We start from the raw sequence: 17,887 nt of genomic DNA on the forward strand, positions 1-17,887 counted from the left end.
TCGATAGGAAGTCCGGCGGCGGCGCCGCCGGATCAGGCGCCGGCCGATGCCGCGGAGGCGGCGGGCAGCAGTCGATCCATCAGCACCGCGCGCAGGGCATCCTGGGCGGCGGGATCGAGCGGCTGGCCGGCATCGTCGGTGATTTCGAAGAAATCTTCCACTCGCTCGCCGAACGTGACGATGCGCGCGTCGTGGACGCGGATCGCGCAATCGCGCAAGGCCTGCGCGACGGCCGCCAGCAGGCCCGGGCGGTCCGAGCAGATCAAGGCCAGCCGCGTGCGCTGCCGGGCCGGATCGGCACGGAACACGATGCGCGGCTCGACCTGGAAATGCTTGAGCGTTCGCGGCAGCGCGCGCACCGCCGGCATCACATCGAACGCGCGACGGCGCAGCAGATCGGCCAGCTGACGCTCGATCTGCAGGCAGGTCTCGGCGCTCAGCATGCGACCCTGCGCGTCGAGCACCAGGAACGTGTCGAGCACGTGACCCGAGCGCGAGGTCACCACGCGCGCCTCGACAATGTCCAGCTGCTTGCGGTCGAGCACCGCGGTCACCGTCGCGAACAGGCCGTCCGCATCGGCGGCGTGCAGGAACACCTCGCTGGTGCCGCGCAGTCCCTCGGGCCGGACCTTGACCAGCGGCAGCTCGCCGGCCTCGGCGATCGCGCGCGTCTGCCAGGCGATCTGGTCGGGGCTGTAGCGCAGGAAGCTGCTCTCCGGGAACGCGCTCCAGACGCGCTGGATCGCCGCCTCGTCGAGACCGCTGCCGGCCAGCAGGCGCCGCGCCCGCGCGCGGCAGGCTTCGGCGCGTTCGGCTGCGAGCGGCGGCAGTTCGCGCCGCTCGCGCAGCGCGAAGCGCGCCGCGCCGTACAGATCCGACAGCAGACGATCCTTCCAGGAGTTCCACAGCTTGGGACTGGTGCCGCAGATGTCGGCGACCGTCAACAGGTACAGGTAGTCCAGCCGCTCCCAGTCGGCCACCTCCGAGGCGAACCGGTGCACGACCTCCGGGTCGGTGATGTCCTGGCGCTGCGCGGTGGTGCTCATCAGCAGATGCCAGCGCACCAGCCAAGCCACCAGTTCGGCGTCGGCGCGCGGCAGCCCGAGCGCGTCGCAGAAGCGCTGCGCATCCTCGACGCCGAGCACCGAATGGTCGCCGCCACGCCCCTTGGCGATGTCGTGGAACAGGCCGGCGAGCAGCAGCAGCGAAGGCTGCGGCAGGCGCGGAAAGATCGAGCGCGCCAGCGCGAACTCCTCGCCGGCGTCCGCGCCTGCGAAACGCGCCATGAAGCCAAGCACGCGCATCGTGTGCTCGTCGACCGTGTAGACGTGGAACAGGTCGTACTGCATGCGGCCGCTGACGCGCGCGAAACCGGGAATCAGCCGCGCCAGCAGGCCGTAGCGCGCCATCGTCGAGAGCGTCGCGACCGCCTGTACGGTGTCGCCCTCGAGCACCTCGCGCACGGCGGCCAGCACCTCGGCCCGGTCGGGGTCGAAATCCGGATCGCGCAGCAGACGCCTCACCGCGCGCGTGGTGCCGGCGCGCAGACCGGTGACGCCGGGCACGCGCGCCAGCGCCGCCAGCAGGCCGACCAGACGCTGCGGCTCGCGCGCGAGCACGCCGGCGTCCTCCAGGTCGAGGCGATCGCCGATGCGGACCAGGCCGTCGCCGAGCCGCGCGATCGGCGTGGAGGCCGGTTCGAGATGCTCGGCCGCCCGGTCGATCGCGTCGTCGCAGGCGGCCGCGATGCGTCCGGTCGCACGGAAATAGCGCTGCATGAACTGCTCGACGCCGAGATTGCGCCGGCTCTCGTCGCGATATCCGAAGCGCTGCGCCAGCGCGCGCTGATGGTCGAATAGCAGCCGCTCCTCCGGACGCCCGGCCTGCAGGTGCAGCGCGTAGCGGACGCGAAACAGCCGCTCGCGCGCCGAAGCGACGGCCGCCCGCTCTTCCTCGTCGAGCAGCGCCGTGCCGAGCACGCGTTCGAGCCAGCCGATCAGCTGCAGATCGCGCAATCCGCCCGGCCCCTCCTTGAGATTGGGCTCCAGGTTGTAGGCGGTGTCGCCGAAGCGCCGGCGCCGCGCGGCGCGGTCCGCGCGCTTGGCCTCGAGGAATGCCGCCGGCGTCCACAGGCCGGCGTCGGGCAGCGCGCCGATCAGCGCCGAGCCCAGCGCCGCATCGCCGCTCAGCATGCGCGCGTCGAGCAGGTTCGAGTAGACGGTCTCGTCGCTCTGCGCGAGCGCGCGGCAGCTCGCCGGATCGCGTACGGCATGGCCGGGCTTGAGCCCCACGTCCCAGAGCGTGGACAGGAACATCTCCAGCGCGCGCTGCTGGCGCGCGTCGCCGATCGGACCGTCGGCCAGGATCAGCAGGTCCACGTCCGAATGCGGAAACAGCTCGCGCCGGCCGTAGCCGCCGGCCGCGAGCAGCGCGATGCCGGCGCGGTCGCCGACCCAGGCCTGCCAGACGTGGACGGCGATGCGATCGATCAACGCGGCGCGCGCGGCAGCCAGATCGGTCGCCGCCGCACCGTCGCCGAACGCGCCACCGAGGTCGCGGTCGCCGTCGGCCAGGAACTGGCGCAGCGCCAGCCGCGCCGTCGCATCGACGCCGGAACGCGGAATCGGATCGGCCAGCCGCCGCAGGACGGGCAGCGCCGGGGCGCTCGGCGTGTCCTGAGGGTCGGTCGCCGCACCGGTCATGCCGGACTCAGGCTGCCTGCGGCCAGGGCGTCAGGATCTCGTGGCCGTCGTCGGTCACGACGATCGTGTGCTCCCACTGCGCCGACAGCGAGTGATCGCGGGTGACGACGGTCCAGCCGTCCGGCAGCAGGCGGGTCTGCGGCTTGCCGGCGTTGAGCATCGGCTCGACCGTGAACGTCATGCCCTTCTCGAGCCGCATGCCCGAACCGGCCTGGCCGTAATGCAGCACCTGCGGATCCTCGTGATAGATCTGGCCGATGCCGTGCCCGCAGTACTCGCGCACGACCGAGAAGCCGTTCGACTCGGCATGGCGCTGGATCGCGTGGCCGATGTCGCCGAGCGTGGCGCCGGGCCGGACCTGGGCGATGCCGCGCAGCATCGCCTCCAGGGTGGTGTCGACCAGCCGCCTGGCCAGCACCGAGGGCTGGCCGACGAAGTACATGCGGCTGGTGTCGCCGTGCCAGCCGTCGCGGATCACGGTCACGTCGATATTGACGATGTCGCCGTCCTTGAGGACCTTGGTCGAACTCGGAATGCCGTGGCAGATCACGTGGTTGACCGACGTGCACAGCGTCTTGGGATAGCCCTTGTAGCCGACGTTGGCCGGCACCGCCTTCTGCACGTGCACGATGTGATCGTGGGCGATACGGTCGAGCTCCTCGGTGGTCACGCCGGGCTTGACGTGCTCGACGAGCAGTTCCAGGACCTCGGCGGCCAGGCGGCCGGCCTCGCGCATCTTGGCGATCTGCTCGGGGGTCTTGATCTTGACGTGCATGAGAGCGGTGGGTTCTCCGGGTGGCTTGTGAGGAAGTCGGCGACGGCGTATGATTCTACGGTTTCGTAGTGCCGCCAGCGTAAGTAGCCGGCGGCGTTACGGAAATATGGCCTGCCGGGCAATCCGGCAAGACCATGAACTGGCCGAACGGCCAAATCCGCACACGCATCGTCACCGCTTTCGGGGTGCCCTGAACCCAAGGTTCCGGGTCGCAAGCGGCGGATGCGTGGAGGTCTCAACCCCGGGCCCCACCGACGCCGCCATGATACCGGCGCGGCGGCCCACGCACGATTGGAGTCGACAACGATGCCTCAGGTCACGATGCGCCAGATGCTGGAAGCGGGCGTGCATTTCGGACACCAGACCCGCTATTGGAACCCGCGCATGGCCGATTACATCTTCGGCGCGCGCGGCAAGATTCACATCATCAACCTCGAGAAGACCCTGCCGCTCTTCAACGACGCGATGAACTTCGTGTCGGGTCTGGCGCAGAAGCGCGGCTCGATCCTGTTCGTCGGCACCAAGCGCTCGGCGCGCGACGCGGTCAAGGAAGAAGCCGCCCGCTGCGGCATGCCCTACATCGCGGCGCGCTGGCTCGGCGGCATGCTGACCAACTTCCGCACCGTCAAGCAGTCGGTGGCGCGCCTCAAGGAGCTGGAGGCCGGCGAGACCGACGGCACGTTCGGCCGCCTGGTCAAGCACGAAGTGCTGGCGCTGCAGCGCGAGCGCGAGAAGCTCGAGAAGTCGCTGGGCGGCATCAAGGACATGAACCGCCTGCCCGACGCGCTGTTCGTGATCGACATCGGCCACGAGAACATCGCCGTCCAGGAAGCGCGCAAGCTCGGCATCCCGGTCATCGCGGTCGTCGACACGAACTACGATCCGAGCCTGGTCGACTACGCGATCCCGGGCAACGACGACGCGATCCGCGCGGTCCAGCTCTACGCCCGTGCGGTCGCCGACGCGGTCCTGGAAGGCAAGGCCGCCGCCCCGCAGATCGCGGCCGGCGAGAAGGACGAGTTCGTCGAGCTCGACGCCGAAGGCAATCCGGTCACCAAGAAGGATGCCAACGACCGCGACAACCGCCGCAACAAGCCGGCTCCGCGCAAGGCCCCGCCGAACAACCGCCGCGGCGCACCGGCCGGCAAGCGCGGCGACGGTCCGCGCGGCGGCGCCGACAAGAGCGAGTAAGCCGTATCGGCGCGTCCGCTGCGGCGGGCGCGCCCCGGTTCCGGCGTGCGGCTCCCGGGCGGGCCGCCGTCACACCCGTGTCCCATTCTTTCGCGCGGCGCCGTTTCCGGCGTCGCAAGCAATCGAGGTCATCCGATGGAAATCACCGCACAGCTGGTCAAGGAACTGCGCGAGCGTTCCGGCGCCGGCATGATGGAGTGCAAGAAGGCGCTCACCCAGAACAACGGCGACATCGAAGCTGCCATCGAGTGGCTGCGCAAGGCCGGCCTCGCCAAGGCCGACAAGAAGGCCGACCGCGTCACCGCCGAAGGCCGCGTCGTGCTGGCGCAGGAAGGCTCGCGCTCGGCCCTGGTCGAGATCAACAGCGAGACCGATTTCGTCGCCAAGGACGAGAACTTCCTCGGCTTTGCCGACAAGGTCGCCAAGGCAGCCGTGGCCGGTGCCGGCGCAGCCGACGTCGAGGCGCTGAAGGCGGCCGCCTATCCGGACGGCGGCACGGTCGAAGAAGCGCGCTCGGCGCTGATCGCCAAGGTCGGCGAGAACGTGCAGGTCCGCCGCCTGGTCGCGCTGGACACGCCGAACACGGTCGGCGCCTATGTCCACGGCGGCCGTATCGGCGTGCTGGTCGAGGTCAAGGGCGGATCGGCCGATCTCGCGCGCGGCCTGGCGATGCACGTGGCGGCGATGAACCCGCCGTACGTGGCCGAGAAAGACGTCCCGGCCGACTTCATCGCCAAGGAAAAGGAAATCGAGCTGGCCAAGATGTCCGAGAAGGACAAGGCCAAGCCGGCCGAGATCCTCGAGAAGATCATCAGCGGCAAGATCAACAAGATCGTCAACGACGTCACCCTGACCGGTCAGCCCTACGTGCTCGACAGCAACGAGACCGTCGGCGCCGTGCTCAGGAAGGAAGGCGCGGAAGTCGTCTCGATGCACCGCCTCGTCGTCGGCGAGGGCATCGAGAAGGTCGTCGAGGATTACGCGGCCGAAGTCATGAAGCAGGCCGGCCTGGCCTGAAGCCGGACGCATGGCTGAGAACGAAAAGGCCGCGGGAAACCGCGGCCTTTTCGTTGCGCGCTCGTGCCGCAGGCCGATCGGGCTCCGAAAACCTCGTCATCTGATTTTCATCGAGCCGCTTCAGGTAGAATTTCACCGTTTTGCCCGACTGGAGAGCTCGATGACCGACCCGATCGCCTACCGCCGCATCCTGCTCAAGCTCTCCGGCGAGGCCCTGATGGGAGAGGCCGACTACGGCATCGACCCCAAGGTCATCCAGCGCCTCGCGCGCGAGATCATCGAAGTGCAGCGGGCGGGCGTGCAGGTCGGCGTGGTCATCGGCGGCGGCAACATCTTCCGCGGCGAGGGGCTGGCGGCAGCCGGCATGGACCGCGTCACCGGCGACCACATGGGCATGCTCGCGACCGTCATGAACGCGCTGGCGATGCAGGACGCGATCGAGAAGGCCGGCGGCTACGCGCGCACGATGAGCGCGATCAAGATCAACGAGGTCTGCGAGGACTTCATCCGCCGCCGCGCGGTGCGTCACCTGGAGAAGGGGCGCATCGTGATCTTCGCGGCCGGCACCGGCAATCCGTTCTTCACGACCGACTCGGCCGCTGCGCTGCGCGCGGTCGAGATCGGCGCGGATCTGCTGCTCAAGGCGACCAAGGTCGACGGCGTCTACACGGCCGATCCGACCAAGGATCCGGCCGCGACGCGCTACGATCATCTCTCCTACGAGGAGGTCATCCATCGCGACCTGCGCGTGATGGACACCAGTGCGATCGCGCTGTGCCGCGATCACCGCATGCCGCTGCGCATCTACGACATGGGCGTGGCCGGCAATCTGATGCGGATCATGCACGGCGAGGCGATCGGCACCCTGGTCGACACCCGCAACTGAACCGGCGACGCCCCTCTCAGCGGCGCGCACCCATCAGGCGGACCTGGCGCGGCCGCCTGATCCAGAACAGCAGGAACACCGGCAGCAGCAGCGGCGGCAGCCAGTAGACGAACTTGAGCCAGCGGTGCGCGCCGTTCCAGGTGGAACCGGTGATCAAATCCATCGCGACGCGCCCGTCTTCGGCGATGCGCGCGAATCCCTCGCTCCAGGCGCGCTCGAGCCAGCGCATGCCATAGCCGCGCAACGCCGGTACCGCATCGTCCACGGCGCTGCCGAGCACGATATAGGTGGTCGCCAGCGGCGCCTCGCGATGCGCCGAGGCCGCGATCTGCGGCCCGACATCGGGCAGCGACGGCACCGCGCCCCAGACGATCAGATTGAACGCAACGCTCCACAGCAGCAATGCCAGCGCAACCGCCCAGCCCCGGATCTTCTTCATCGTCGAACGCCCTCCTGCCGCCTATCGGTCCACCCACAATCAGAGCATGCCGGTCTCGAGTTTGGCGAGTTCGGACATCATGCTCTGGTTCCACGGCGGATCGAAGACCAGTTCCACGTCGGCTTCGGCGATCGTCGGCACCAGCTCGAGCTTGGTCCGCACGTCGTCGACGAGGATGTCGCCCATGCCGCAGCCCGGCGCGGTCAAGGTCATGCGGACGCTGACCGCGCGGCTGCCGTCGGGCCGATGCTCGAGCGTGCAATCGTATATGAGACCCAGTTCGACGACGTTGACCGGAATTTCGGGATCGAAGCAGGTCCTGAGCTGGTCCCAGACCATGCGCTCCACGGTCGCGTCGTCGGCGTCCTCGGGCAGCTCCAGCGGCGGCGGCGGTGGCTTGCCGATCGCATCGGCGTCGGCACCGCGGATCCTGAACAGATTGCCGTCGACGTAGACCGTGAAGCTGCCGCCGAGCGCCTGGGTGACGTAACCGGCCTGGCCGGCCGGCAGCGTCACCACCTCGCCTTGCGGCACCATGACCGCTTCGCAATCGCGTTCGAAGCGAACCGGCTCGGACGTTTGGCTGTAACCGTACATGGACAGATCGAAGGGAGCGGTGGGCGGCGGTCGCGCATTATGACGGCGCGGCCGCATGCGCGACATAGCGCAGCGTCCGCATCACGGCTCCGGTGATATCGGGACGGAGCGCCGCCGTTCAACCGCCGGCCGGCCGCGCCGCCCCGTCGAAGCCGAGTTCGCGCAGGCAACGCCCGAACAATCGCATCGCCGCCTCGATGTCCGCCGACGACAGGCCGGCGTAGCCGAGCAGCAGACCGGGACGCGGTGGCGGCTTGAGGCAGTACGGCGCCAGCGTATGCAGGCCCAGGCCTCGCGTGCGTGCATGCGCGACCAGGCGCTCGGCTTCGGCATGGCCGATCCCGTGCAGCCAGGCGGTCACGTGCATGCCCGCGCTCGAATCGGCCACCTCGGTCACCGCGCCGGCGTGGCGCGCCAGGCCGGCGAGCATCGCCGCACGCCGCAACTGCAGGGCGGCTGCCGCGCGCCGCAGATGGCGCTCGAAGCCGCCACCGGCGATGAAGCGCGCCAGGGCGGCCTGCTCGAGCGCGCTGCAGCCGCGATCCTCGAGCCACTTGGCGGCGACCAGGGGGCGCCGCAACGCGCTCGGCATGACCATGTAGCCCAGGCGCAAGGCCGGGAACAGCGCCTTGGAGAAGCTGCCGATGTAGATGACGCGTTCGTCGCGGTCGAGCGATTTCAACGCCGCCAGCGGCCGCCCGCCGTAGCGGAACTCGCCGTCGTAATCGTCCTCGACCAGCCAGGCGCGCCGCGACGCCGCCCATTCGAGCAGGGCCATGCGTCGCGCCAGCGACAGCAGTGCACCGGTCGGAAACTGATGCGTCGGCGTCACCACTGCCAGCCGCGCATGGGCCGGCAGGGTCTGCGGCACCAGGCCCTCGGCGTCGACCCGGCAGCCGTGGACCTTGGCGCCCTGCGCGAGAAACGCCTGGCGTGCGCCACGATAATGCGGATCCTCCAGCGCCACGCCCTCGCCCGAGCTCAGCAGCACGCGCGCAGCCAGCGAGAACGCTTGCTGCGTGCCGGATACGATCAGGATGTCGTCGGGATCGGCCTGGATGCCGCGGCGGCGCGCGAGATAGTCGCCGATCTGCTCGCGCAGCGCCGCCAGTCCCTGCGGATCCGGATAGTCCGGATCGGCGGTATCGGCGGCCCGCACGATCTCGCGCCGCCATGCCGACGCGAGCGCCGGGTTGGTCAGCGGCAGGCCATACTGCAGGTTGTAGCGCAGCGGATCGGTGTGGCCGGTACCCGAGAATGCCCCATCGCCGACCGTCAGCGCACGCCGCGCGAACGCCGACAGCGGCGCGACCGGCGCCGCAGCCGCCTTGCGCGTGGCGGCCTTGCCGAGCGCGATCGGCGCGACATAGCTGCCGGAGCCGACGCGCCCGAGCAGGAAGCCTTCGGCCTGCAGCTGCTCGTAGGCGGCCAGGACGGTGTTGCGCGACAGCGCAAGCTCCGCGGCGAGCGTCCGGCTCGCCGGCAGTCGCGCGCCGGCCGGCAGCCGTCCGGACAGGATGGCATCCTTGAAGGCCCGGATCAGCTGGCCGTAGCGAGGTCCCTGACCGTCCAGTTCCACGTGCATGATTCGTTCTCGACCGGGGCCGGGACGTACCCGGCCCGCCTCAATTCGCCGGCGTCATGGCGCACGACGGCACCCTACGGAGCACGCCGGAGCCTGCGCTATCATCGGCGATCCGCCTGCTGAGGTTAAGCGCCCACGATGTCCCGTCCCTGCCCTGCATGTCTTCCGTGAGCACAGCCCGGCCCGGCGCCTCCGCTTCGCGCGCCCTCGGCCTCGCGACTGCCTTGATGTGTGCGCTGGCGGCCGGCGCCATCTGGTGCGTGCTGACGCTGTATACCGGACGCGATCTCAGCGCGCTCGCGGTCGCGATCGGCCTGATCCTGGCCGCGGTGCTGCGCGCGCACGACTATGCGGGCACCGCCACCGGCGCGATCCTCGCCGTGATCTGCACCCTGGCCGCCTGCTTCTACGCGCAGTATCTGCTGGCGACCGCACAGATCGCCTCGCTGCTCGGGCTGCCGATGGGCATGGCGTTGACGAAGATCGGACCGGACATGGCGCTGGCCGTCATCAAGACGCGCGTGGGTGCCTGGGACGCGGCGCTGATGGCCGGGTCCGCTGCCGTCGCGGGAATCCTCACCGCATCCATGTCGCGCAAGCGTCTTTGACGACTTGGGACGGCCGGCGCACGCGGCGATCGGCATCAGCCAGGGACCTGGTCCGCTCCGGCTTCGGAAAGGAATGGCCAGTTGCGGGCCGCCCGCCGCACCCTATGCGTGGCTCGCTGCGATCCGGCGCGCAATGGCGCGGGAACCGCGCGATCGCGACCGGGCGATCGCACCGCCTCGCTCGCGGCACCGCTCATCCGTGACCGCCGCCCTCGATCGCCTTGAGTTCGCCGATCAGCCGGTTCGCCGCTTCCTTGCCGTCGGCGTAGAGCAGGCGCGCGTTGTCGGCGTAGAACAGCGCGTTCTCGATGCCGGCGAAACCGGTGCCCTTGCCGCGCTTGATGATGATGACCTGGCGCGCATCGACCACGTCGAGGATCGGCATGCCGAAGATCGGCGAGGACTTGTCGGTCTTGGCGGCCGGATTGACGACATCGTTGGCGCCGATGACGATCGCCACGTCACAGGTCTTGAACTCCGGATTGATGTCGTCCATGTCGGCGATCAGATCGTAGGGCACGCCGGCCTCGGCGAGCAGCACGTTCATGTGGCCCGGCATGCGTCCGGCGACCGGATGGATCGCGAACCTGACGTCCTTGCCGGACTTGATCAGCAGCTGCGACAGTTCCCAGATCTTGTGCTGCGCCTGCGCGACGGCCATGCCGTAGCCGGGCACGATGATGACCTTCTCGGCCATGTACAGCAGCGAGGCCGCGTCGCTGGCCTCGATCGGCTTCTGCGAGCCGGCGATCTCGCCGGCGCCGGCGCCGCCACCGCCGAAGTTCGAGAACAGCACGTTGCTGAGCGGCCGGTTCATCGCCTTGGCCATCAGCTGGGTCAGGAACGTACCGGCTGCGCCGACCACGGTGCCGGCGATGATCAGCGCCTCGTTCTGCATGACATAGCCTTCGAACGCGACCGCCAGGCCGGTCAGCGCGTTGTACAGCGAGATCACGACCGGCATGTCGGCACCACCGATCGGCAGCGTCATCAGCACGCCGAAGGCAAGCGCCAGCACGAAGAACACGACCACGAGCGAGCTGTCGAGCTGCCACAGCACCAGCGCGAGCCCGGCCAGCGCCGCGGCGGCCAGCACGGCGAAGTTGACGAACTGCTGGCCCGAGAACGTGAAGCGCTTGTCCATGCGTCCGTCGAGCTTGGCCCAGGCGATGATCGAGCCGGTCATCGACACCGAGCCGATCAGCGCGCCGAGCACGGCCAGCGTCAGCGTGGCCGCCGGCAGCACCGGCGCGCCGGGCTGGGCGTACTTGAGCAGCTCGCCAGCACCGATCGCCGCGGCCGAACCGCCGCCCATGCCGTTGAACAGCGCGACCATCTGCGGCATGTCGGTCATCGCGACGCGGCGTCCCCAGATCCAGGTTGGCACCACGCCGACCAGGATGCCGCCGACGATCAGCCAGAGGTTGTGCCCGCCGGTGATCGCGAATGTCGCCAGCGTCGCGATGACCATGCCGATGCCGGCCTGCACGATGCCCTTGCGCGCCGTCACCGGCGAGGACATGCGCTTGATGCCCAGGATGAACATCACCGCGGCCAGGAAGTAAGAGGCCTTGGCGAGCCAGACCCATGCCGTTTGTGTATCCATGAACCCCTCTCGTGGTGTGCGCGCGTCGCGGCGCCGTCTTCAACGCCCCGTCCGGCGGGCCGGTTCAGTCGTTCTTGTCCTTGCTCGACTTGAACATCTCCAGCATGCGCTCGGTCACCACGTAGCCGCCGGCGGCGTTGCCGGCGCCGAGCGCCACGCCGAGGAAGCCGATGAACTTCGCCAGCGGGGTGTCGGCGTGCGCCAGCGCGATCATCGCGCCGACCAGGACGATACCGTGGACGAAATTGGACCCCGACATCAGCGGCGTATGCAGGATCACCGGCACGCGGGAGATGATCTCCTTTCCGGTGAACGCGGCCAGCATGAAGATGTACAGCGCGAGGAAACCGTCGATCATGGCGTGACTCCTTCGACCAACTGGCGGGTCGGTTCGTGCTGAATCCGGCCTTCGCGGGTGAGGCAGGTCTTGGCGATCAGTTCGTCGTCCCAGTCGAGCGAGAGCGTGCCGTCGGCCAGCGACAGTTCCAGGAAGTTGTAGAGATTGCGCGCGTACATCTCGCTGGCATGGATCGGCGCCGACGCCGGCAGGTTGACCGTGCCGATCACGCTGACGCCGTTCGGCGACACCACGGTGCGCCCCGCCTCGGTCAATTCGCAGTTGCCGCCGGTCTCGGCGGCGATGTCGACGATCACCGCGCCGGGCTTCATGCCGGCGACCATCGCCGCGCTGATGATGCGCGGCGCCTGGCGCCCGGGCACGGCCGCCGTGGTGACGATCACGTCCACACCCTTGAGATGTTCGGCGAGCGCCTGCTGCTGGCGCTCGCGCTCCTCGGCGGTCAGCTCGCGCGCATAGCCGCCGCTGCCGGCCGCGCTGACGCCCAGATCGACGAACTTGCCGCCGAGCGACTCGATCTGCTCGCGGGTCTCCGGACGCACGTCGAAACCCTCGACCTGGGCACCGAGACGCCGCGCGGTCGCGATCGCCTGCAGACCGGCGACGCCGGCACCGACGATCAGCACCTTGCTCGGCCGGATCGTGCCGGCCGCCGTGGTCAGCATCGGGAAGAATTTCGGTGCGGCCTCGGCGGCGATCAGCACCGCCTTGTAGCCGGCGACCGCGGCCTGCGAGGACAGCACGTCCATCGCCTGGGCGCGCGTCGTGCGCGGCAGCAGCTCCATCGCGAACGCGGTGATCGGCCGGTCGCGCAACGCCTGGACGCGTGCCGGATCGCGGTGCGGCTGCAGCTGCGCGATGACGACGGCGCCGGCTTTGAGCGCCGCGATGTCCTCGATCCGCGGCGGCTGCACGGCGAGCAGCACGTCGGCGCGCGCCAGCGCCTCGCTGCGCGAGAGCACCTCGGATGCGCCGAGCGAGGCGTCGGAGAAGTACGCCGATTCGCCGGCACCGGACTCGATCAGAATCTGGGCACCGCGCGACTTGAGCTTCTTGGCGACGTCCGGCGTCAGGGCGACGCGCCGCTCGCCCTCGGCGGTTTCGCGCAGTACCACAACGGCAACCGGCATGTCCTCTCCCCGCGGTGTTCGAGAGATCGGCATCCTAGCCGAACTGCCCGCCGATGTGACAGCGCGCCTGCACGGCGGTCGATCGGCGATCGGGCGAATTGCTAGACTGGGCCGCTTTCCGTCTTCGCCACGAGCCGTCCATGTCCGATCTTCGCCCGATCAACGAACGCCTGTCCGTCCCGTCGCGCCAGCTCACCGGTCCCGGTCCCGACGAGGCGCAGTTGCAGGCCCTGCTGACAGCCGCGATCCGCGTCCCCGATCACGGCCGGCTGAACCCGTTCCGCCTGCTGCTGATCCGCGGCGAGCAGGGGTGCCGGCTCGGCGAGCAGCTCGCGCAGATCCACGCACGCACCGAGCCCGGCATCGCGGCCGGCGTGCTCGCCAAGGATCGCGAACGCTTCGGCAGCGCGCCGCTGGTCGTCACCGTGGTCGCGCGGCTGACGCGCGGCCACAAGGTGCCCGAGGCCGAGCAGCGGCTGACCGCCGGCTGCGTCGCCTACAACCTGCTGCTCGGCGCCCAGGCGCTCGGCTACGGTGCGCAGTGGCTGACCGGATGGCCGGCCTACTCGCGCGAGGTCGCCGCCCTGCTCGGCCTGGGCGACAACGAGGAGATCGTCGGCTTCGTCCACATCGGCAACGTGCGGATTCCGGCGGCTGAGCACGCGCGGCCGGCCCTGGCCGAGCTGCTCGGCGAGTGGAACGGCTGAGGCGGCCGTGACCGCCGCGGTCCATCTGATCGACGCCAGCCTGTACGTGTTCCGGGCCTGGCACGCACTGCCGCCCGACACGCTCGACGCCGAAGGCCAGCCGCTCAACGCGGTGCACGGCTTCACGCGCTTCCTGCTCGATTTGCTCGAGCGCGTGCGCCCCTCGCATCTGGCAGCGGCGTTCGACGAGTCGCTGACGCGATCGTTCCGCAACAGCCTCTATCCGGCCTACAAGGCCAATCGCGCATTGCCGCCGGCGGAACTGGAGCGGCAGTTCGTCTATTGCAAGCAGGTCGCGCAGGCGCTCGGCGTGACCGTGCTGGCCGACGCGCAGTACGAAGCGGACGACCTGATCGGCAGCGCGGCCGCACGGTTGCATGCGCACGATCTGGATGTCGTGATCGTGTCGGCCGACAAGGATTTCGGCCAGCTGATCTCGCTGCGCGCGAGCCAATGGGATTTCTCGCGCGACCTGCGCTGGGACGAAACCGGCGTGCGCACGCGCCTGGGCGTGCGGCCGGACCAGGTCGCCGACTACCTGGCGCTGACCGGCGATGCGATCGACAACATCCCGGGCGTGCCGGGCATCGGCGCGAAGACCGCCGCGAGCCTGCTGCATCATTTCGGCACGCTCGAGGCCTTGCTCGCGCGCGCCGACGAAGTGGCCTTCCTGCGCATGCGCGGCGCGGCGACCGTCGCGCGCCGGCTGCGCGAGCACGCCGATCTGGCGCGCCTGTCGCGCCAGCTCACCGGCATCGCGCTGGATGCGCCGGTGCCGGCGCACAGCGACGACTACCGGCACCGGCGGCCGGTCTTCGACGAGATCGAACCGATCTGCGATCGGCTGCGGCTGGGTCCGATGACGCGCACGCGCATCCGTGCGCTCGGCGCCGCCGCGCCGCCGGACCGCATCGACCCGGCAGCGGGCTGAGCGACCGCGGTCAGTCGCCGCCCTTCTGGTCGAGCGCCTTTTCCAGCTCGCTCTGTTCGGTCTTCTTCTCGGGCGCCGTCTTGGGCGGGCTGAACTTCACGCCCGAGGCGTCCAGCGAACGTTCGCCCGGCGCCATCGGCGCGAGCTCCCGCACGCTGCCGCTGACGGCGATGCCCTTCTGGTCCCAGGCGAATCGCGCATCGCTGCGATAGATCTGCAACGGCGCCGATGCAGCCGGATCCTTGGGCACGCCGTAGGCGTCATAGTGCGTGCGCCGGCTGTCGGCGATGAAATACAGCGCATCGTCGGCGATCACGCCGACGGTCGGGAAATCGAACTCCGGCTTGGCGGCGTCGATCGGCATCACCTTGGTGACGCCCTTGCCGTCGGGCGTGAGGTGCAGTCGCAGTACGCGCTTGGGCGACATGCCCGGCTCGATCGCGATCAGCGTGCCGTCATACCAGTACAGGCCCTCGATGCCGCTCAGCACCAGCAGCGAGGGGTCGAACGCCAGCCCGAAACCCTTGCCGGTGGTCAGATCGAGGCCGGCGATGCCATGCGTGAAATCGGCGTAGTAGAGCAGCTTGCCGTCGTCGCTGACGGTCACGCCGCGCAGGCTGGTCAACCGTGAACCGTCGAGCAGCGGCTTGAGCGTCTTGCCGTCCAGACGGAACAGCAGATTCTTGACGCCGTCGGTGGCGAAGACCTGGCCCTTGCGGCTGACCACGACCGACGAGAGCGTATGCGGCGCACCGGCCTCGGGCAGCAGGTACTTCTCGACGAACGCACCGGTCGAGAGCTTGAACTTGAAGATCCCGGCGCGGCCGTTGTCCTCGGCCTTGAAGCCCTTGTAGTACACCGACGCGGTGCTGGCGACGTACAGCGCGTCACGCTCGGCGTCGACGGCCAGTCCGTGCACGCCCCACAGGCCGTTCTGCGCGCTCGGCGCGATGAACTCGGTCAGCTTGCCCTTGTCGTCGGCGAGATAGACCTTGCCCTCGCGCACGCTGCCGACCAGGAACCGCTTGCGCTTGGGATCCCAGCCGATCGATTCGAACAGGTAGTCGCCCTGCGGCAGCGTGAAGGCGACCTTGCCCTCGCCGAACGGCTTGAGATTGGCGCGCAGGTTCTCCACCGCATAGGTCCATACGCGCGTGTCGGAGACCTTCTTGAAGCGTGGGTCGTCGGTCAGGTTGTAGCCGAAGCCCTGCTGCTGCATCTTCAGCAGCACGTCGTAGGCACGGCTCTTGTCGTCGAGGTTGGCGTAGGCGGCCGCCAGCGCCAGCTTGACCTCGCCCGAACTCGGGCGCAGCTGGCTCAGCCGCTCCAGCGTCCAGGTCAGGCGGCGCATGTCTTCCTTTTCCTGGTAGAACCCGGCGAGCCGGCCGAGCACGGCCGGCACTTCGACCTGCTTGATCTGCGCTTCGGTCAGCGTGGCCATGTCCAGGTCCTTCTGTCCGGCCGGCTTGGGCGCGGGCGCCGGCTGGGCCAGCACTGCCGGAACGGGAACGGCCAGGACGAGGCACAGCAGCAAGAACTTGATCTTCATGAGGCGATTGGGTTCCTTCGGGGGCCGGCACGAGACCGCGCGGCACGCCGGAAAGTTTCGATGGAATGCGCGGCGCAGGACGACGCGCCCTTAGAATAGGCAATCCCCATTCTACAACGACCCCATGAGCGATACCGAAACCCTCTACGACGGCAAATGGCTGCGCCTGATGCGGCGGGGACGCTGGGAGTACGCCGAGCGCACGAACCCGGGTGGCGGAGTCATGATCATCGCGGTGACGCCCGAGGACCGGCTGCTGTTCGTCGAGCAGTACCGCCCCGCGCTGCAGGCGATGACGATCGAGATGCCGGCCGGCCTGGTCGGTGACGTCGCCGACAACGCCGGCGAGAATGCGGTCGAGGCGGCCGACCGCGAGCTGCTCGAGGAGACCGGCTACGCGGCCCGGCGCATCACGTTCCTGATGGCGGGCCCGACCTCATCGGGCATGAGCAACGAGATCCTGGCCTTCGTGCGCGCCTACGACCTCACGCGCACCGCCTGCGGCGGCGGCGACGAGACCGAAGACATTCTCGTCCACGAGGTACCGCGCCGCGAGGCGGCGGCCTGGCTGGTCGAGAAGATCCGCGCCGGCTACTCGATCGACCCGAAGATGTTCGCGGGCCTGTACCTGCTCGAGCACGGCGAGACCCTGTTCGGTCCGGGCTGAGCGCGCCCTCGCCTCAGCGCGGGCCGAATACCAGGTACTGCCAGAGCAGCAGCACCGCCGCGAGCAGGATCGACAGCAGCGTCAGTACGATGCCGGCGGCACGGCCGACGCTGACCGCCGAGGTGCGTGACAACCCCCAGGCGTGCAGGATCCGGCCGGCGATCAGGCAGGCGCCGACCACGTGCAGCAGCCAGGCCTGGGTCTGATTGGCCTCGAGCAGCAGCACGAGCAGCAGGCCGATCGGCAGGTATTCGGTCGCGTTGGCGTGGGCGCGGATGCGCTTGGCCAGCACGTGGTCGCCGCCGTCGTGGATGCCGACGCGCGCACGGCGACGCTGCAGTATCACGCGGACCGACAGCACGATCAGCAGCAGCGCGCCGAGCGCCGCGTAAAGACTGGTGATGCGCATGGAACTCCCCTGGTGGAACGTCGTAGGCCGGGTCCGGCCGCGGTCGCGGCACGACGGCCTCGAACCGCCGGGCCCTGCGCCGGCGGGCCGGCGCAGGCCGTCACGTTACCGGGCCGCCGCCTCGCCGTCGAGCGGCCAGCAGCCGGCCTCCCGCAGCAGGTCGGCGGTCTCGAACAGCGGCAGCCCCATCACGCCGGAATAGCTGCCGGCCAGGTGGCGCACGAACGCGGCCGCGCGCCCCTGGATCGCGTAGCCGCCGGCCTTGCCGAACGGCTCGCCGGTGGCGACGTAGGCCGCGATGTCGGTCTGCGTCAGCGTCCGGAAGCTGACCTCGGACCGGCACGAGCGGTGCGTCTCGCCGGCCGCGGTCAGACACCACAGGTCCGACACGACGCGGTGCGTACGGCCCGACAGGCGCCGCAGCATGCCGGCTGCGTCGGCGGCGTCGACCGGCTTGCCGAACACCTCGCCGTCGAGCACGACCTCGGTATCGGCACCGAGCACCACGGCGCCGGCCACCGCGCCGACCTGCAGCAGGCCGGCACCGGCCTTCTCGCGCGCGACCCGGCTGACGTAGTCCTCGGCCGGCTCGCCGGCGCGGCGGATCTCCTCGATCGACACCTCGAGCACCTCGAAGCGCAGGCCGAGCTGGCGCAGCAGCTCGCTGCGGCGCGGCGAACGGGAAGCGAGGAACAGCATGCGGCAGCCTCGGCGCCTGGCCGGAACGGAC

18 protein-coding genes are annotated in these 17,887 nt (G+C 69.6%); 7 read left to right on the plus strand and 11 right to left on the minus strand.

The features are described 5' to 3' along the window. Window positions 1-32: 32 nt before the first annotated feature. On the minus strand, window positions 33-2,702 hold the full coding sequence (gene glnD / locus VMR06_RS07140; RefSeq protein ID WP_325374551.1) for a [protein-PII] uridylyltransferase: 2,670 nt from the start codon (window positions 2,700-2,702) through the stop codon (window positions 33-35). A gap of 7 nt (window positions 2,703-2,709) precedes the next feature. Further along, window positions 2,710-3,477 carry a type I methionyl aminopeptidase gene (gene map / locus VMR06_RS07145; RefSeq protein WP_325374553.1) on the minus strand — a complete coding sequence of 256 codons (768 nt, stop codon included), beginning with the start codon at window positions 3,475-3,477 and terminating at the stop codon, window positions 2,710-2,712. 306 nt (window positions 3,478-3,783) lie between these two features. Here map and rpsB point away from each other — a divergent pair, with 306 nt between their 5' ends. The 3 genes from rpsB to pyrH all read left to right on the plus strand — a co-directional run bounded on the left by rpsB (window position 3,784) and on the right by pyrH (window position 6,571). Continuing rightward, entirely contained in the window at window positions 3,784-4,668 is an 885-nt protein-coding gene (gene rpsB, locus VMR06_RS07150) for a 30S ribosomal protein S2 (RefSeq protein WP_325374555.1), read from the plus strand. A 135-nt stretch (window positions 4,669-4,803) separates the two neighbouring features. Beyond that, window positions 4,804-5,685 carry a translation elongation factor Ts gene (tsf, locus tag VMR06_RS07155; RefSeq protein WP_325374557.1) on the plus strand — a complete coding sequence of 294 codons (882 nt, stop codon included), beginning with the start codon at window positions 4,804-4,806 and terminating at the stop codon, window positions 5,683-5,685. 160 nt (window positions 5,686-5,845) lie between these two features. Further along, window positions 5,846-6,571 (plus strand): UMP kinase, encoded by a 726-nt coding sequence (gene pyrH / locus VMR06_RS07160; RefSeq protein WP_325374560.1) that lies wholly within the window; start codon window positions 5,846-5,848, stop codon window positions 6,569-6,571. A 16-nt stretch (window positions 6,572-6,587) separates the two neighbouring features. Here pyrH and VMR06_RS07165 read toward each other — a convergent pair whose 3' ends face one another. The 3 genes from VMR06_RS07165 to VMR06_RS07175 all read right to left on the minus strand — a co-directional run bounded on the left by VMR06_RS07165 (window position 6,588) and on the right by VMR06_RS07175 (window position 9,192). Next, window positions 6,588-7,010 (minus strand): hypothetical protein, encoded by a 423-nt coding sequence (locus VMR06_RS07165; protein WP_325374563.1) that lies wholly within the window; start codon window positions 7,008-7,010, stop codon window positions 6,588-6,590. 39 nt (window positions 7,011-7,049) lie between these two features. Then, entirely contained in the window at window positions 7,050-7,607 is a 558-nt protein-coding gene (gene sufT / locus VMR06_RS07170) for a putative Fe-S cluster assembly protein SufT (RefSeq protein WP_325374566.1), read from the minus strand. A gap of 118 nt (window positions 7,608-7,725) precedes the next feature. Further along, window positions 7,726-9,192 carry a PLP-dependent aminotransferase family protein gene (locus VMR06_RS07175; protein ID WP_325374568.1) on the minus strand — a complete coding sequence of 489 codons (1,467 nt, stop codon included), beginning with the start codon at window positions 9,190-9,192 and terminating at the stop codon, window positions 7,726-7,728. 56 nt (window positions 9,193-9,248) lie between these two features. Between VMR06_RS07175 and VMR06_RS07180 the strand changes: the two genes are divergently transcribed. Then, window positions 9,249-9,800: a hypothetical protein gene (locus VMR06_RS07180; RefSeq protein WP_325374570.1), complete on the plus strand. Its 552-nt coding sequence runs from the start codon at window positions 9,249-9,251 to the stop codon at window positions 9,798-9,800. Window positions 9,801-9,993: 193 nt separating this feature from the next. Here VMR06_RS07180 and VMR06_RS07185 read toward each other — a convergent pair whose 3' ends face one another. The 3 genes from VMR06_RS07185 to VMR06_RS07195 form a co-directional block, all read right to left on the minus strand. Further along, a complete protein-coding gene (locus VMR06_RS07185) occupies window positions 9,994-11,406 on the minus strand; it encodes an NAD(P)(+) transhydrogenase (Re/Si-specific) subunit beta (RefSeq protein ID WP_325374573.1) in 1,413 nt (470 codons plus the stop codon). Between the two features lie 64 nt (window positions 11,407-11,470). Beyond that, entirely contained in the window at window positions 11,471-11,764 is a 294-nt protein-coding gene (locus VMR06_RS07190) for an NAD(P) transhydrogenase subunit alpha (RefSeq protein WP_325374575.1), read from the minus strand. Continuing rightward, window positions 11,761-12,894: a Re/Si-specific NAD(P)(+) transhydrogenase subunit alpha gene (locus VMR06_RS07195; RefSeq protein WP_325374579.1), complete on the minus strand. Its 1,134-nt coding sequence runs from the start codon at window positions 12,892-12,894 to the stop codon at window positions 11,761-11,763. The genes VMR06_RS07190 and VMR06_RS07195 overlap by 4 nt, the downstream gene beginning before the upstream one ends. A 140-nt stretch (window positions 12,895-13,034) precedes the next feature. Between VMR06_RS07195 and VMR06_RS07200 the strand changes: the two genes are divergently transcribed. Together VMR06_RS07200 and VMR06_RS07205 are read left to right on the plus strand one after the other, a co-directional pair. Further along, complete coding sequence (locus VMR06_RS07200) at window positions 13,035-13,601, plus strand: nitroreductase (protein ID WP_325374583.1); 567 nt, start codon at window positions 13,035-13,037, stop codon at window positions 13,599-13,601. A 7-nt stretch (window positions 13,602-13,608) separates the two neighbouring features. Beyond that, window positions 13,609-14,532: a 5'-3' exonuclease gene (locus tag VMR06_RS07205; RefSeq protein WP_325374586.1), complete on the plus strand. Its 924-nt coding sequence runs from the start codon at window positions 13,609-13,611 to the stop codon at window positions 14,530-14,532. Between the two features lie 10 nt (window positions 14,533-14,542). Here VMR06_RS07205 and VMR06_RS07210 read toward each other — a convergent pair whose 3' ends face one another. Further along, the gene (locus VMR06_RS07210; RefSeq protein WP_325374591.1) at window positions 14,543-16,081 is read right to left on the minus strand and encodes a hypothetical protein; all 1,539 of its coding nucleotides are present in this window, start codon (window positions 16,079-16,081) and stop codon (window positions 14,543-14,545) included. 124 nt (window positions 16,082-16,205) lie between these two features. Between VMR06_RS07210 and VMR06_RS07215 the strand changes: the two genes are divergently transcribed. Continuing rightward, a complete protein-coding gene (locus VMR06_RS07215) occupies window positions 16,206-16,748 on the plus strand; it encodes an NUDIX hydrolase (RefSeq protein ID WP_325374595.1) in 543 nt (180 codons plus the stop codon). 13 nt (window positions 16,749-16,761) lie between these two features. Here the strand turns inward: VMR06_RS07215 and VMR06_RS07220 are convergent, their stop codons facing one another. Next, window positions 16,762-17,157 carry an MAPEG family protein gene (locus VMR06_RS07220; protein ID WP_325374597.1) on the minus strand — a complete coding sequence of 132 codons (396 nt, stop codon included), beginning with the start codon at window positions 17,155-17,157 and terminating at the stop codon, window positions 16,762-16,764. A gap of 105 nt (window positions 17,158-17,262) precedes the next feature. Continuing rightward, complete coding sequence (locus VMR06_RS07225) at window positions 17,263-17,856, minus strand: Maf family protein (protein WP_325374599.1); 594 nt, start codon at window positions 17,854-17,856, stop codon at window positions 17,263-17,265. Window positions 17,857-17,887 lie beyond the last annotated feature (31 nt).

The sequence above is a fragment of the Dokdonella sp. genome (assembly GCF_035511235.1).
Lineage (GTDB): Bacteria > Pseudomonadota > Gammaproteobacteria > Xanthomonadales > Rhodanobacteraceae > Dokdonella.

Coding starts and splice junctions, on each gene's coding strand:
- VMR06_RS07185 (WP_325374573.1), bottom strand. CDS start 11,406: ATGGATACACAAACGGCATGGGTCTGGCTCGCCAAGGCCTCTTACTTC.
- VMR06_RS07225 (WP_325374599.1), bottom strand. CDS start 17,856: ATGCTGTTCCTCGCTTCCCGTTCGCCGCGCCGCAGCGAGCTGCTGCGC.
- VMR06_RS07215 (WP_325374595.1), top strand. CDS start 16,206: ATGAGCGATACCGAAACCCTCTACGACGGCAAATGGCTGCGCCTGATG.
- sufT (WP_325374566.1), bottom strand. CDS start 7,607: ATGTACGGTTACAGCCAAACGTCCGAGCCGGTTCGCTTCGAACGCGAT.
- VMR06_RS07175 (WP_325374568.1), bottom strand. CDS start 9,192: ATGCACGTGGAACTGGACGGTCAGGGACCTCGCTACGGCCAGCTGATC.
- tsf (WP_325374557.1), top strand. CDS start 4,804: ATGGAAATCACCGCACAGCTGGTCAAGGAACTGCGCGAGCGTTCCGGC.
- VMR06_RS07195 (WP_325374579.1), bottom strand. CDS start 12,894: ATGCCGGTTGCCGTTGTGGTACTGCGCGAAACCGCCGAGGGCGAGCGG.
- VMR06_RS07190 (WP_325374575.1), bottom strand. CDS start 11,764: ATGATCGACGGTTTCCTCGCGCTGTACATCTTCATGCTGGCCGCGTTC.
- VMR06_RS07200 (WP_325374583.1), top strand. CDS start 13,035: ATGTCCGATCTTCGCCCGATCAACGAACGCCTGTCCGTCCCGTCGCGC.
- VMR06_RS07210 (WP_325374591.1), bottom strand. CDS start 16,081: ATGAAGATCAAGTTCTTGCTGCTGTGCCTCGTCCTGGCCGTTCCCGTT.
- VMR06_RS07165 (WP_325374563.1), bottom strand. CDS start 7,010: ATGAAGAAGATCCGGGGCTGGGCGGTTGCGCTGGCATTGCTGCTGTGG.
- glnD (WP_325374551.1), bottom strand. CDS start 2,702: ATGACCGGTGCGGCGACCGACCCTCAGGACACGCCGAGCGCCCCGGCG.
- rpsB (WP_325374555.1), top strand. CDS start 3,784: ATGCCTCAGGTCACGATGCGCCAGATGCTGGAAGCGGGCGTGCATTTC.
- VMR06_RS07180 (WP_325374570.1), top strand. CDS start 9,249: ATGGCGCACGACGGCACCCTACGGAGCACGCCGGAGCCTGCGCTATCA.
- map (WP_325374553.1), bottom strand. CDS start 3,477: ATGCACGTCAAGATCAAGACCCCCGAGCAGATCGCCAAGATGCGCGAG.
- VMR06_RS07220 (WP_325374597.1), bottom strand. CDS start 17,157: ATGCGCATCACCAGTCTTTACGCGGCGCTCGGCGCGCTGCTGCTGATC.
- pyrH (WP_325374560.1), top strand. CDS start 5,846: ATGACCGACCCGATCGCCTACCGCCGCATCCTGCTCAAGCTCTCCGGC.